Source organism: Candidatus Pantoea bituminis, assembly GCF_018842675.1.
GTDB lineage: Bacteria > Pseudomonadota > Gammaproteobacteria > Enterobacterales > Enterobacteriaceae > Pantoea > Pantoea phytostimulans.
In genome coordinates this window covers 179,590-194,296 of the sequence record NZ_JAGTWO010000004.1, presented here as the reverse complement: position 1 = coordinate 194,296, position 14,707 = coordinate 179,590, and the positions used below count along the sequence as shown (strand labels likewise).

Here is a 14,707-nt window from a genome sequence, read left to right as displayed (position 1 = left end):
CTTTTCAATTCCTGCCACCTATCCCCATAATTTTCAAAGCAAATTATCTTTTTTTACTTTCTTAACAACTTCAAAACGTTCGAAATATCGCCTTAACGCGCCCTGCGTCGCATTTCTGAGGAACAAGACTTTTACCGAGGTTTCAGAAGAGTAAACTGCGCGCGATCGTGCAGTTGCCTGAAAAATGACGGCATGAAAACTGCATGACTCCAACCTTTCTCTGCCTTTGCAGAACAGATACTGATTTGAGGAGCAGTAAAATGCGCGTTAACGGCCTGACCTCGCAAGACCTTGCCGACATGGGCATCATTGATACTACGGAAGTGGTTTATAACCCTGATTACGACACGCTATTTCAGGAAGAGACTCGCCCGGAACTCGAAGGTTTTGAACGTGGCACCCTGACGCACAGCGGCGCAATTGCGGTGGATACGGGTATTTTCACCGGTCGCTCGCCCAAGGATAAGTACATCGTTCGTGATGACACCACGCGCGATACCCTGTGGTGGAACGATCAGGGAACCGGCAAAAATGACAACCAGCCGCTTTCTCAGGAAACCTGGCAAGCGTTGAAAACCTGTGTCACGCAGCAGCTGTCCGGGAAACGTTTATTTGTCATTGATGCCTTTTGTGGTGCCAACCCCGATTCACGTTTAAGCGTACGCTTTATTACCGAAGTCGCGTGGCAAGCGCACTTTGTTAAGAACATGTTCATTCAGCCAAATGAAGAGGAATTGGCGACCTTTAAGCCCGATTTCGTGGTCATGAATGGCGCTAAATGTACCAATCCAAACTGGCAAGAACAGGGCCTGAACTCTGAGAATTTCATTGCTTTCAATCTCACTGAACGCATGCAACTGATTGGCGGAAGCTGGTACGGTGGCGAGATGAAGAAAGGCCTGTTTGCGGTAATGAACTATCTGCTGCCACTCAAGGGTATTGCTTCTATGCACTGTTCGGCAAACGTCGGCAAAGCGGGCGATGTAGCGGTGTTCTTTGGTCTTTCCGGTACCGGTAAAACGACGCTGTCGACCGATCCTGATCGCCAACTGATTGGTGATGATGAACATGGCTGGGATGATGACGGCGTGTTTAACTTCGAAGGGGTTGCTACGCCAAAACCATCAACCTTTCTGAGCAGGCCGAGCCGGAAATTTACCGTGCTATTCGCCGCAATGCCTTGCTGGAAAACGTGGTGGTACGCGCCGATGGCAGCGTGGACTATGCCGACGGCAGCAAAACGGAGAATACCCGCGTCTCCTACCCGATCAATCACATCGACAACATCGTTCAACCCGTATCTAAAGCGGGACACGCAAAGAAAGTGATCTTCCTGACGGCTGATGCCTTCGGCGTTCTGCCAGCCGTTTCGCGCTTAACGCCAGAGCAAACGCAGTATCACTTCCTTTCTGGCTTTACCGCTAAGCTGGCGGGTACGGAACGCGGCGTCACGCAGCCGACACCCACCTTCTCTGCTTGTTTTGGTGCCGCCTTTCTGATGTTGCATCCCACTCAGTACGCTGAGGTGCTGGTGAAGCGCATGGAAGCCGCGGGCGCCCAGGCTTATCTGGTCAATACCGGCTGGAACGGCAGCGGTAAACGCATCTCGCTGAAAGATACCCGCGCCATCATCAACGCGATTTTGGCCGGCGAGCTGGATGATGCACCCACTGAAACACTGCCGATTTTCAATCTGCAGATGCCGAAAAGCTTGGGTGATCTGGATGCCTCGAAGCTGGATCCCCGCAGCAGTTGGGAAAGCGAAGAGAAATGGCATGAAGCCGCGCAGGATCTGGCGCAGCGCTTTATTGTTAACTTCGAGAAATATACCGATAACGCGGCAGGCGCCGCATTGGTAAACGCGGGTCCACAACGCTAAAAGCAGAGGCGCGGCGATCATTGCCGCGCCTGATTTAGCTTGGTACGCTCAGGCTGGTGACGGCCGGAGCGGGTGTTTCGACTAACGGCAACCAGGCTCGAATGCGTAATCCCCCGCGTTCGCTTTCACCAATTTCCAGTGAACCCTGATGCGCATCAATAATGCGCTGTACAATCGCTAAGCCTAAACCGGTGCCGCTGGTGCTGCGTGCACTGTCACCGCGTACAAAGGGCTGGAACAGATGCGCAAGCTGATCGGGCTTAATGCCTGGACCATCATCTTCAACCTGAAACCACGCGCGATGCAGTTCATGGCCACTACTCACTTTTATCCAGCCGTTGCCATAGCGTGCCGCATTCACCACCAGATTCGCTAATGCACGCTTAATCGAAAGTGGGTTGATATTGAGCATCAGCTCTTCTGGCATCACCGCATTTTCAATCTCGCGCTCGTAGCCGCTTTCTGCTGCGACCACTTCACCTAACACGCTGTTCAAATCGGCGCGCTCGGTTTGCATCTCCTGACCCGTGCGAAGGTAGTCGATGAACTGTTCGATGATGGCATTACACTCTTCGATGTCTTTGTTAATCGACTCGGCAAGGTAACCATCCTGCTCGCTCATCATCTCGGTTGCGAGACGAATACGCGTCAGCGGCGTACGTAGATCGTGGCTGACACCCGCCATCAGTAATGTGCGATCGTCAGCCAGCTGCTTCACGCCCGCCGCCATTTGGTTAAAAGCACGCGTCACCGAACGCACTTCTGAAGCGCCATATTCGCGCAGCGGCGGCGGAATCATGCCTTTACCCACCTGCAACGCGGCGTGTTCCAAATCGACCAAGGGTCGGTTCTGAATACGAATAAACAGCCAGGCGCCGCCAATCGCCAGCAGCATGATGGCTAAGGTGTAACGGAACAGTGGCGAGAAGTCGCCTTGATGGATCTCGGTCAGCGGCACACGCACCCAGATATCGGGCGACAGCCAGGTTTTCAGCCACACGACCGGCGAATTTTTGTTAACTTCAACCCGCACATCGGTTGGACCACCGAGTTGCTGGCCCATTTGTTCACTGAGAAATTCATAGTGCTGCGCCCAACGCAATCCGCTCTCCTCTGCTGCCGCGTTGGTGTAGAGCGAAATACCCAGCTCGCGATAGATTTCCCGACGAAACGCCGGTGGCACTTCTAACTGCGTTCCATCTTCCAGCTGCAATCGGTCTGTCATCAACATACGAACTTCGTAAGCGAGGACTTTATTGAACTGCTGCAAACTTGGCAGAATGGCGAAGTTAAGCACCACCAGATAGGTCGTTACCAGGCTGACAAACAGCAAGGTAACGATCAACAGCAAAGTGCGGGCAAAAGAACTGCGGGGCGAGAAGCGCAGCCGCCTCATGCTTTACTGCCGTCCGGCACAAAGACGTAGCCCAAACCCCAAACGGTCTGGATATAGCGCGGGTGCGCCGGATCTTCTTCCACCATGCGGCGCAGGCGGGAGATTTGTACGTCGATAGAACGTTCCATGGCGCTGTATTCACGGCCACGCGCCAGGTTCATCAACTTATCACGCGATAGCGGTTCACGCGGGTGGCTCACCAGCGCTTTCAGTACTGCAAACTCACCGCTGGTTAATGGCATCGGCTCATCTTCACGGAACATTTCGCGCGTACCCAGGTTCAGCTTGAATTTACCAAAGGCGATAACGGCTTCTTCCTGCGAAGGCGCGCCCGGCAATTCGTTGGCCTGACGACGCAGCACAGCACGAATACGCGCCAGCAATTCACGTGGATTAAACGGTTTTGGAATGTAGTCATCCGCGCCAATTTCTAATCCAACGATGCGATCAACCTCTTCCCCTTTTGCCGTCACCATAATGATCGGCATTGGATTACTTTGGCTGCGCAAACGGCGGCAGATCGACAAACCATCTTCGCCCGGCAGCATTAAATCCAGCACCATCAGGTGAAAAGATTCGCGGGTTAACAAACGATCCATCTGTTCGGCGTTAGCGACACTGCGCACCTGAAAGCCCTGCTCGGTGAGATAGCGTTCGAGCAGCGCGCGCAAACGCATATCATCATCCACGACCAGAATTTTGTAGTTCTCTTGCATTTTTGTACTCCCAAAGGCGCTATTGCCTGAACCGATATTGTTAAAAAAACATGCCTTATAGTGACAGTCATTAATGGTTTATATTCTAGCCGAAATTGTTACAAAGCATATTAAACAGGAGGTTATATTTAAATTTACCGCTTCGCTGGAGCGTAAAAAGCTCGTTTAACAGCGGGTTGAGATGTTTCCAACAATTCCGAAATTTCGCCAAATTTTCTTTGATTCACTGGCGCCATAATGAAGCCGATTTTTATTCGAGCATGAAATTCAGCGAGTTAGCAGATAATTTGACTTAAACGCGAGCTTTCGATCCCTGTGAACTCCATTTAAGCCACTTCTGAAGCAAAATATCAGCATAAAATCCCGCTAATTAGCGCTTATTCACATTTCCCTCTCGGATTAATTTCAACGCCTTGCCCTTCAAGACCAATATCGGTTAAAGCCCAATAAATCAATCAGTAAAGCCATCTTTTCGCCCTGAATAATTTCACTCAGACTGCATTGGCATCACGCTTTGCGATGTCATTACGGGGATAAAACTATGAAAAAAATCGTATTACTGCTGAGTGCGCTGGCGCTGACCAGTGTTAACCCGGTTTTTGCCGCTACGGCAACAGGTGAAGCCGCAGGTGCACAAGCGTCGACCACGGCACAAGGGAACTCAAACGCTATTGGCGTGGGTGCAGTAGCCGCACTGTTTGGCGTTGCGCTCGCAACCGCGGGCGGCGGCGGTGATGGCCACGGTAATGGCACATCAACCACCACGTCGACTCAGGCCGGAAAATAATTTAACAACGTTTAGAATACCCTTTCTGTGTTAGCCAGTTTCGCCACCGGGGAAGTCAACGTGGGTTTTTAACCTTTAAAAACCCTTTCCCCGACTCTTTTTGCCAGCCCGCATTTGTTTTACACTGCGCTTCTTTAGACACTTTTGGCTGCTGCTGTATGAAAACCCGACTTATTACCCGCGAAGGCTTTAACCAGCTGAAAGCTGAACTCGATTATCTCTGGCGCGAAGAGCGACCCGAAGTTACTAAGAAAGTGACCTGGGCCGCCAGCTTGGGCGATCGCAGCGAAAACGCTGATTATCAATACAACAAAAAACGCCTGCGTGAAATTGATCGTCGAGTCCGTTATCTCACCAAAAGCATTGAGCAGTTACGCATCGTAGATTATTCACCGCAGCAGGATGGCAAAGTCTTTTTGGCGCGTGGGTAGAAGTTGAGAATGATGCCGGTGAGACGAAACGCTTTCGTATCGTCGGTTACGACGAGATTTTTGGCCGCAAAGATTACATCTCTATCGACTCCCCAATGGCGCGCGCGTTGCTGAAAAAAGAGGTCGGTGATGCCGCAACGGTAGAGACGCCAATCGGCCCCGCGTTGTGGTACGTCAACGAAATTAATTATCTGGAATAGCGATTCAGAATATCGCCTAAAGCCGCCCGCATCGCTGGCAATTTCAACCATCAATCCGTATAACTGTCCGCTATTTCTTAACCCTGTAAGCAAGACAGTTGATGATGATGAAAGATACGCTGAGCCACATAATTGCAAGTGAGCTGCAGGCGCGAGCAGAGCAAGTTGATGCCGCCGTTCGCCTGTTGGACGAAGGGAATACCGTGCCGTTTATTGCACGTTATCGTAAAGAGGTGACCGGCGGATTGGATGATACCCAACTGCGCCAGCTGGAAACCCGCCTCAGCTATCTGCGTGAACTGGAAGAGCGCCGCCAGTCGATTCTTAAATCGATTGATGAGCAGGGTAAACTCACCGACGACCTCGCTAAATCCATCAACACCACGCTCAGCAAAACCGAACTCGAAGACCTTTACCTGCCTTATAAACCCAAGCGCCGTACGCGTGGGCAGATAGCGATTGAAGCCGGGCTGACGCCGCTGGCTGAGACTTTATGGCAAGATCCTTCTCACGATCCTGAGCAGTTAGCCGCAGGTTACGTTGATGCCGACAAAGGCGTCGCAGATGTTCGTGCTGCGCTGGATGGCGCACGCTATATTTTGATGGAACGCTTCGCTGAAGACGCCACGCTGTTGGCTAAAGTGCGTAATTACCTGTGGAAAAATGCGCATCTGGTCTCACGCGTGGTCGAAGGTAAAGAAGAAGCGGGTGCAAAATTCCGTGACTATTTCGATCATCATGAAGCGCTAAACAGCGTACCTTCACACCGGGCACTGGCGATGCTGCGTGGACGTAATGAAGGCGTATTACAGCTGTCGCTGAATGCCGATCCACAGTTTGACGAAGCCCCACGTGAAAGCCACGGCGAAACGCTAATTGCTGAGCACCTAAACCTGCGATTGAATAACGCGCCAGCCGATACCTGGCGCAAAGCGGTGGTGAGCTGGACGTGGCGCATCAAAGTGATGCTGCACCTTGAAACAGAATTGATGGGCACGGTGCGCGAGCGCGCAGAAGACGAAGCCATCAATGTGTTTGCCCGCAACATGCATGACCTGCTGATGGCTGCGCCCGCAGGTATGCGTTCCACCATGGGCCTTGATCCAGGCCTGCGTACGGGTGTGAAAGTGGCGGTTGTTGATGCCACCGGCAAGCTGGTCGCGACTGATACGATTTATCCCCATACCGGCCAGACCGCGAAAGCCGCTGCCGCTGTTGCCGCGCTTTGTGCGAAACATCAGGTTGAACTGGTGGCGATTGGTAATGGCACCGCTTCACGTGAGACCGAACGCTTCTTCCTGGACGTACAAAAACAGTTTCCACACATCACCGCACAGAAAGTGATCGTCAGCGAAGCGGGTGCATCCGTCTATTCCGCATCAGAACTGGCGGCGTTGGAGTTCCTGATTTAGATGTGTCCATTCGTGGTGCGGTTTCCATCGCTCGCCGTTTGCAAGATCCGCTGGCTGAGTTGGTGAAGATTGATCCGAAATCGATTGGTGTCGGTCAGTATCAACATGACGTCAGCCAAAGTCAGTTAGCGAAAAAGCTGGACGCCGTAGTAGAAGATTGCGTGAACGCCGTAGGCGTTGACCTGAATACGGCTTCGGTGCCGCTGCTCACTCGTGTAGCGGGTTTGACACGCATGATGGCGCAAAACATTGTCAGCTGGCGTGATGAAAATGGCCGTTTCCAAAACCGTCAACAGCTGTTGAAAGTCAGCCGTTTAGGGCCGAAAGCCTTTGAGCAATGTGCAGGATTCTTGCGCATTAATCATGGCGACAATCCGCTTGATGCTTCAACGGTTCACCCGGAAGCCTATCCCGTGGTGGAGCGCATTCTGGCCGCCACTGAGCAAGCGCTGAGCGATCTGATGGGAAATCCATCTGGCCTGCGCGACATCAAAGCCGTGGATTTTACCGATGCGCGGTTTGGTCTGCCGACCGTCACTGACATCATTAAAGAGTTGGAAAAACCGGGCCGCGATCCCCGTCCAGAGTTTAAAACAGCGCAGTTTGCTGAGGGCGTTGAAACCCTGAACGATTTGATGCCAGGCATGGTGCTGGAAGGCGCAGTAACCAACGTGACCAACTTTGGCGCTTTCGTTGATATTGGCGTCCATCAGGATGGTTTAGTGCATATCTCTTCGCTTTCCGACAAGTTCGTGGACGATCCTCACAAGGTGGTCAAAGCCGGTGATATCGTTAAAGTGAAAGTGATGGAAGTGGATTTGCAGCGCAAACGTATCGCGCTGACCATGCGTCTTGATGAGCAGCCAGGTGAAAGCAATGCGCGCAGCAGTAACCGCAGCGCACCGCGTGAAAACGCTCGACCAGCGGCGGCAAAAGGACGCTCACGTCCTGCCAACTCGCCGGCGGGTAATAGCGCAATGGGTGATGCATTAGCGGCGGCTTTCGGTAAGAAGTAGTCGCATCGGAAGCCTTGTTAGATTAACGCCGTTTGTCCCCCATCCCCGCCTTCTCCCGCTTTACGGGGAAGGCGACGCTGCCACATGTTGACACCGAATTCGCATGTTGCAGCGTCTTCCTCCCCATGTATGGGGGAGGACCGAGGTGGGGACAAACGACCCCGCACAATAAAGGACCGAGGTGGGGGACAATTCCAACACCCAATCCAACCCAAATCTCATTGCCGAAGTGGAAAATCCTCGCTAGCACACTACGCTAAAAACACGCCTGTCATAAAAACAACACCTGCTGTGGCACCCAATTTGCGATGGAAACGATCACTGCTTTAATCGATAAGATTTATGCTGACACCTTTCCACAGGCCTCGCGTGAGCGCCTGCTTGCCAATATTGCCGAGGCGCGCGACGCAGTAAAGTTGCCGCGAAAAGCGCATTGGGATGAACAGGATGTGGTGTTAATTACCTACGCCGATCAGTTTCGCGAGCCGGATAAACCTACGCTCAGCAGTTTCTCACACTTTTATCAGCAGCATCTGCAATCCACTTTTCCGCTGGTGCATCTGCTGCCATTTTTTCCTTACTCTTCCGACGATGGTTTTTCAGTGATTGATTATCACCAGGTTAACCCGCTGTGTGGCGAATGGTCGGATGTCGCCACGCTGCATCAGGAAACCCGGTTGATGTTTGATTTCGTCTGCAACCATATGTCGGCGCACAGTGCGTGGTTTAAACACTTCCTGGCGCAGGATCCCGGTTGGGACAACTTCTTTATCAGCATGCCGCCCGCCACCGATCTCAGCGCCGTAACGCGGCCACGAACGTCACCATTGCTCACACCGTTTGAGATGGCGGATGGCGAAACACGCTACATTTGGACCACTTTCAGCGCCGACCAAATCGATCTCAATTTCGCCAATCCCGAAGTATTGATCCGTATGGTGAATGTCCTGCTCGATTATTTGGCGCGCGGTGCCGATTACGTGCGGCTGGACGCGGTGGGCTATATGTGGAAAACACCTGGCACCAACTGCATCCATCTGGAAAAAACGCATCAACTGGTTAAGCTGTTCCGTGCAATTTCCAATGTGGTCGCGCCAGGCACGGTGATCATCACTGAAACTAACGTGCCGCATAAAGATAACATCAGCTATCTCGGTAACGGCCAAGATGAAGCGCAGATGGTGTATCAATTTTCACTCCCGCCACTGGTGCTGCATGCGATCCATTCTGGCTCAGGTCGTGCGCTGCGTCAGTGGGCTGGCACGCTCGATTTAAGTCATCGCGGTACAACTTTTTTAACTTTCTGGCTTCGCATGATGGGATTGGTTTGAACCCAGCTCGTGGCATTTTGACGGAGATAGAGATCGTAGCGCTGGTGCGCGATCTGGCACTGGAAGGCGCCTTGGTCTCGTATAAAAACAATGCTGATGGCACCACCAGCCCCTATGAAATCAATGTTACCTATCTCGATGCGTTGAATCGTCAGGAAGATAACGACGAAACTCGCCTCAAACGCTTCCTGCTGGCACACGCTATTTTATTGGCATTTCCTGGCGTGCCGGCGATCTACATTCAAAGCATGTTGGGGTCGCGAAATGATTACGACGGCGTGCGGGCAGCAGGTCATAACCGCGCCATCAATCGTCAAAAGTATGATTTGCACGAGATCGAATCGGCGCTGGTGGGTGGCGACTGGTTGCGGCAGCAGGTTTATACCCAACTCAGCCAGCTGATTCAGTTGCGCCGACGCCAACCCGCCTTTCATCCCGATAACGCCATGACGCTGTTCGACAGTGAAAATGCTTTACTGGTGCTGAAACGCCATCTGCCTGATAGCGAAGCGGGTTTACTGTGCGTGTTCAATCTCAGCAGTCGAAAAGTAGAAACGCGTTTGCCAGAGGCACGTACATTGCAGGACGTAATCAGCGGGGAAAAATAGAAGGCACCCAGCCTTTAACGCTGGATGCCTGGCAGTTTATGTGGCTACGAGGTTAATTATTTATAGACGTCAGCAACGGCGCTGAATTTGCCATGTTCACGACCCGCAATCACCAGATAATAGCGACCACCCTTTTCGTCAGCCATTTTAGAGAGTTCTTTTTTGCATCCATCGGCGAAGTGGTTTCTGCCGTAGTGGTTACCGTAGCAATTTTCTCAAGATTCATTTTCTGCACATCTTCTTTGGTTACTTCTTTAGCCGCCAGAGCAGAAAACGAAACGGCACTCATCATCACTGAAGCCAAAACCCATTTCATAACCTTCATTTGTTTACCCTCATTCATTATCCATTGTTGAGATGTAAGCAGCCGCAAAATGCGATAAGGCAATATGGAACGGCATAGTCCAATCCATGACTATTCACATATAAATACTCTTCATATTTCGAACTGCAGGCGCGTTGGCTGTTCTCGCTCACCCGAATCACTGACTTTAGTCAGTGCATCGCGATTCACTTCATTGCCGCCTTCCTGCAATTCGAATTATTTAGGGTATAAGTGCAGCGGCTGTGCTCACGAATGAAGTATTGCCGCTACCTGCGATTTTGCCAGTTTTGTAACACGTTATGTCGGCAAATCTTTGATGAAACACAGGATATGTTGAACGAAAGTGTCGGGATGGGAAATAAAAGGAGCATGGGACGCCTTCTCCATCACGATAGAAGGTGACGCGGGCAGCGCGTCGTCTAGCGGCTGCGCAATACGGCGCGGCACCAGGCCATCCAGCGATCCGTAAAGGCGCAGGAACGGCACATTAATCTCAGGTAATGCGCTGCGCAGATCCACGTGATGCAGAATCTCCAGTCCACCTTCAAGCACCTCTACTGCGGGCATCGGTTGCGACAATACAATCTCTTTGAGCTGACGTGCGTCGGCGCGTGCGCTTTCACTTCCCAGCGTCTGCAGCGCTAAAAATCGTTCAACAGTGCGTTGAAAATTATGACTCAACTGCTGTTGAAAGCTCTGAAGCGTTTCTGGTTTGATGCCTGGCCATTCATCGTTGGCGGTAAAACAAGGTGAGGAGGCAACGGTAATCAACGCACGTAGCCGCTCCGGCGCAGTTAATGCTAGCTGCGTCGCTACTAAGCCGCCTAATGACCAACCCAGCACCACAGCGCGTGGCGGCAGCAACGGCAGCAGCTGTTGCACCATCTCATCCAACGTTAGCGCGGAAAAACCCTGACTGCGGCCATATCCCGGCAGATCCACCAGATGCAGGCGAAATTGTGCACTGAGCCGCGGAACAATGCTTTGCCACACTTCCGCATTCAGTCCCCAGCCGTGCAGCAGCACAAGATCTGCATCCCCTTCTCCGCAGGTGTGCCAGTAAAGCGACGTCATCAGTTACTATCCCAAAATTGATAAGGAGGTCGCTATGCTACCAATGCCCGCCCTTTGTTGGCTATGCGCATTACCGCTGCGTTTTGCCCATCACGGTATTTGCAGTTGCTGCTTACGCGGTTTACCGAAGCTGCCCATGCTTTGCCCGCGCTGTGGATTACCCGCTTCCTCCCTGCGTTCGCCTTGTGGCCGATGCCTGCGTGAGCCGCCCGCGTGGCAAGCCTTGGTGTGCGTTACCGGCTATCACGCGCCGCTGAGTCACTGGATACATCAGCTGAAATTTTCTCGCGTTACCGCACTCAAGGTGATGCTGGCGCGGCTGCTTTTGCTAAGCTGGTTGTATGCATACCGCACACGCTTACTCACGCGGCCCGATTTGCTGCTGTGCGTGCCGCTGCATCATCGACGTGGCTGGCAGCGTGGTTACAATCAAACTGCCCTGTTAGCTCAACCGCTGGCGCGCTGGCTGGGATGTGAATTTAGCCAAGGCTTGCGGCGTCATTATCAAGGCGCATTGCAGCATCAACTCAGCGCAAAGCAGCGCCGCACCAATTTGCGAGGTGCATTCGGTCTTGAAATTGCGGTACGCGGACGCCATATCGCCCTTATCGACGATGTGATCACCACAGGCAGCACGGTAGAAGAAATCAGCCGTTTTTTACTGGCGCAGGGCGCGGCCAGTGTGCAGGTTTGGTGCCTGTGCCGTACCTTGTAGAGCATCCGTGATGGGCGTATTATAACCAACTAAATTAGTCAACTATTGAGCAATCGACATGATCCGAATTACTGATTCTGCCCAAGAGCACTTTTCAAAACTGCTGTCCAAACAAGAAGACGGCACCCAGATTCGCGTATTCGTGATTAACCCGGGTACGCCAACAGCGGAGTGCGGTGTTTCCTACTGCCCGCCAGATGCCGTTGAATCTACTGATACCGAACTCAAGTTCGAAAAACTTTCTGCCTATGTAGACGAGCTGAGCAAACCTTATTTAGAAGATGCCGAAATTGACTTCGTTACCGATAACCTCGGTTCGCAGTTAACGCTGAAAGCGCCAAACGCCAAAATGCGTAAAGTCTCTGACGATGCGCCGATGATTGAGCGCGTTGAATACCTGCTGCAGGCGCAGATCAACCCGCAGCTCGCCGGTCACGGTGGCCAGGTTTCATTGATGGAAATTACTGAAGATGGTTATGCGATTCTGCAATTTGGCGGCGGCTGTAACGGCTGTTCAATGATCGACGTGACGCTGAAAGATGGCATTGAGAAAGAGCTGCTGGCGGCTTTCCCAGAGTTAAAAGGCGTGCGTGATCTGACCGAACACCAGCGTGGCGAACACTCTTATTACTGATCAGATTTAACGATCATTAAGCGCGACAGTTTAGCTGTCGCGCTTTCATTTTCAGTTCGCTTTACGTCGCTGACTCACCGTTTTCAGCAATTTCTGCACCTCTTTATCCGCAAAGATTTCCTCTAACGGCTGCGTCAATTTGCGTCGCCAGTTGGGATATTGCTCAACCGTGCCCGGCACATTGACCGGCGTGGTCATTCCCAACCAATCTTCCGGCTGCAATCCCAGTAATGCACTTTGGGTATCGGCCAAAAATCGATGAATCGCCTGATTAAGCTGCGGCGACATCGCTAATTTATCTGCCTGTTTTGCACTGCGTGCCGGCAGTGATCCCGCTTTATGCAGCGCATTCAGCAGCGCCTGTTTCTGCGCCGTTCGCTGTTCATGCAGCGGCTGCACCGCGTCAGCGGGATACAAACCTATCTTTTCGCCCAACTGCAAATCACCGGCATCCCAAAAACCGCTTAACGTCGGCAGATCGTGGGTGCTGGCGCTGGAGATCGACTGCCGTGGATATTCCTCGGGTGAGCGATACTCCCCGTCGCGCTGTTGTTCAAACCACAGTACCTTCCAGGAGAAAATACCGCTGTTGCGCAGCAGGCTGATAATCTCTTTCGGCACGGTGCCAAGATCTTCTCCAATCACCATGCAGCGCAAGCGCTGGCTTTCCAGCGCTAAAATGCCCAGCAAATCGTCTACGGGATAGGCGACGTAAGCGCCTTTATCCGCGGTTTCTCCAGCGGGCACCCACCAGAGCCGCAGTAGCGACATGACGTGATCAATACGCAGCGCCCCACAATCGCGCATATTAGCGCGCAGCATATCGATAAACGGCTGATAACCCCGCGCTTTCATCACATGCGGATCCATCGGCGGTAATCCCCAATATTGACCCAGCGGCCCCAGCCGATCGGGCGGCGCGCCGATGGAAGCTTTCAGGCGATAGAGCTCCGGGTCGTGCCAGGTTTCCGCGCTGCCTTCCGCCACGCCAACGGCTAAATCCCGGTACAGCCCAACGCTCATGCCCAATGTCTGACTGACTTGCCAGCATTGGGAAAACTGTTGCTGCGCCAAAAATTGCAGCCATTGCCAGAAAGCGATTTCATCTTCATTCTGTTCACACCAATGTTGCACGTCAGGAAGCTGGCTGTTGCGCCACCCTTCTGGCCAGGCCGGCCAGCCCCAATGCTGTGCATTGCCTGCACGACGCTCTGCCTGCACACCTTCGTATACCGCCTGATAACGTAGGCTATCTCCGCCTTCACGCACGAAAGCCGCAAAGGCGCGCTTCTCTTCATTTTCTTCATCACGTGGCTGAAATTCTGTCCACGCATGGCGCAGCGCCGTCAGTTTCAGCGCCATCACCGCCTCGTAATCAACCAAATCATTTTCACGGGCTTCAGCCAGCGCACGCTGTGTTTTGGCGCTTTTCCACCACTTTTGTGCCGCCGCGCTCTGCTGGAAATCCACCACTTGCGACACGTCGATATAGATGATGTTCAGCCAGCGTCGTGAAGAAGGACTGTAAGGGCTGGCGAAGTCGGGACTGGCGGGATAGAGCGCATGCAGTGGATTCAACCCTACAAAGTCGCCGCCGTTTGCAGCAAGCTGTTGCACCAACTGCTGTAAATCACCGAAATCGCCGATACCCCAGTTTTTAGCTGAGCGCACGGTATATAACTGCACCAGCGCGCCCCAACGCTTTTCACCGTCACGCAGTGCTGGCGGCAGATAACAACGGCGCGGCGTAACGATAATACGCGTTTGCCATTGCTGCTTGCCCTTGCTAAGTGTCAGCTGGTGATAACCCTGTCCGAGCGGCGAAGGCAGGGTAAAAAGTTCACCGCCAACAAGTGTTCCCTCAAACTTCTTCCCTGCTTCACTGCGCAGCTGCCAGTGATACTCGCCCCGCCCTTGCGGTGTCAGCTGACGTTTGCGACTACCACTGAATACCGCAACCGGCGGTAAGGGCGTTTTTTTGCCTTTATCGGGGTTATCCATCACCGCCAGTAAAGCGCGTTTGGTTTCATCGCTGATCGCTTCGGGTTGACCTTTGGCATTGATATATTCCAGCGAAATTCCAGCAGCACGCGCTGCCTTATCAAGTGCATTTTCTTTCATCGCCGCTCCTTAGCATTTAGCGTGCTTTGAGTGTTGCCATTGATGGATTAGAGCGGCTTCAA

At 52.6% G+C, this 14,707-nt stretch carries 7 protein-coding genes and 5 pseudogenes; 7 read left to right on the top strand and 5 right to left on the bottom strand.

What is annotated here, in order from left to right; genetic code table 11:
- Positions 1–260 precede the first annotated feature (260 nt).
- Positions 261–1,879, top strand: a pseudogene (gene pckA, locus KQP84_RS04510) (phosphoenolpyruvate carboxykinase (ATP)).
- Between the two features lie 34 nt (positions 1,880–1,913).
- Here pckA and envZ read toward each other — a convergent pair.
- Positions 1,914–3,275, bottom strand: a complete 1,362-nt coding sequence (gene envZ / locus KQP84_RS04505; protein ID WP_215845382.1) for a two-component system sensor histidine kinase EnvZ — start codon at positions 3,273–3,275, stop codon at positions 1,914–1,916.
- Positions 3,272–3,991, bottom strand: coding sequence for an osmolarity response regulator transcription factor OmpR (gene ompR, locus KQP84_RS04500; protein WP_001157751.1), 720 nt, complete (start codon positions 3,989–3,991; stop codon positions 3,272–3,274). The genes envZ and ompR overlap by 4 nt, the downstream gene beginning before the upstream one ends.
- Before the next feature lie 541 nt (positions 3,992–4,532).
- On the opposite strand from ompR, the gene yjbE reads away from it, so the two are divergent.
- The 4 genes and pseudogenes from yjbE to KQP84_RS04480 all read left to right on the top strand — a co-directional run bounded on the left by yjbE (position 4,533) and on the right by KQP84_RS04480 (position 9,832).
- Positions 4,533–4,778 carry an exopolysaccharide production protein YjbE gene (gene yjbE / locus KQP84_RS04495; protein ID WP_215845381.1) on the top strand — a complete coding sequence of 82 codons (246 nt, stop codon included), beginning with the start codon at positions 4,533–4,535 and terminating at the stop codon, positions 4,776–4,778.
- Positions 4,779–4,936: 158 nt separating this feature from the next.
- Positions 4,937–5,409: pseudogene (gene greB, locus KQP84_RS04490) on the top strand (transcription elongation factor GreB).
- A 107-nt stretch (positions 5,410–5,516) separates the two neighbouring features.
- A pseudogene (locus tag KQP84_RS04485) lies at positions 5,517–7,837 on the top strand (Tex family protein).
- A 308-nt stretch (positions 7,838–8,145) separates the two neighbouring features.
- Positions 8,146–9,832 (top strand): annotated as a pseudogene (locus KQP84_RS04480) (alpha-amylase family glycosyl hydrolase).
- Here KQP84_RS04480 and KQP84_RS04475 read toward each other — a convergent pair.
- Positions 9,833–10,101, bottom strand: a pseudogene (locus KQP84_RS04475) (YdgH/BhsA/McbA family protein).
- Between the two features lie 297 nt (positions 10,102–10,398).
- Positions 10,399–11,175 (bottom strand): pimeloyl-ACP methyl ester esterase BioH, encoded by a 777-nt coding sequence (gene bioH, locus KQP84_RS04470; RefSeq protein ID WP_215845380.1) that lies wholly within the window; start codon positions 11,173–11,175, stop codon positions 10,399–10,401.
- 34 nt (positions 11,176–11,209) lie between these two features.
- Between bioH and gntX the strand changes: the two genes are divergently transcribed.
- Together gntX and nfuA are read left to right on the top strand one after the other, a co-directional pair.
- The gene (gene gntX, locus KQP84_RS04465; protein WP_215845379.1) at positions 11,210–11,890 is read left to right on the top strand and encodes a DNA utilization protein GntX; all 681 of its coding nucleotides are present in this window, start codon (positions 11,210–11,212) and stop codon (positions 11,888–11,890) included.
- A 58-nt stretch (positions 11,891–11,948) separates the two neighbouring features.
- Positions 11,949–12,524 (top strand): Fe-S biogenesis protein NfuA, encoded by a 576-nt coding sequence (gene nfuA, locus KQP84_RS04460; RefSeq protein WP_215845378.1) that lies wholly within the window; start codon positions 11,949–11,951, stop codon positions 12,522–12,524.
- A gap of 51 nt (positions 12,525–12,575) precedes the next feature.
- Here nfuA and malQ read toward each other — a convergent pair whose 3' ends face one another.
- Entirely contained in the window at positions 12,576–14,645 is a 2,070-nt protein-coding gene (malQ, locus tag KQP84_RS04455; protein ID WP_215845377.1) for a 4-alpha-glucanotransferase, read from the bottom strand.
- Between the last annotated feature and the right edge of the window lie 62 nt (positions 14,646–14,707).

Bases quoted from the DNA above. Each gene is read 5' to 3' on its own strand.
- envZ (WP_215845382.1), bottom strand. From the start codon at position 3,275: ATGAGGCGGCTGCGCTTCTCGCCCCGCAGTTCTTTTGCCCGCACTTTG.
- nfuA (WP_215845378.1), top strand. From the start codon at position 11,949: ATGATCCGAATTACTGATTCTGCCCAAGAGCACTTTTCAAAACTGCTG.
- gntX (WP_215845379.1), top strand. From the start codon at position 11,210: ATGCTACCAATGCCCGCCCTTTGTTGGCTATGCGCATTACCGCTGCGT.
- ompR (WP_001157751.1), bottom strand. From the start codon at position 3,991: ATGCAAGAGAACTACAAAATTCTGGTCGTGGATGATGATATGCGTTTG.
- yjbE (WP_215845381.1), top strand. From the start codon at position 4,533: ATGAAAAAAATCGTATTACTGCTGAGTGCGCTGGCGCTGACCAGTGTT.
- bioH (WP_215845380.1), bottom strand. From the start codon at position 11,175: ATGACGTCGCTTTACTGGCACACCTGCGGAGAAGGGGATGCAGATCTT.
- malQ (WP_215845377.1), bottom strand. From the start codon at position 14,645: ATGAAAGAAAATGCACTTGATAAGGCAGCGCGTGCTGCTGGAATTTCG.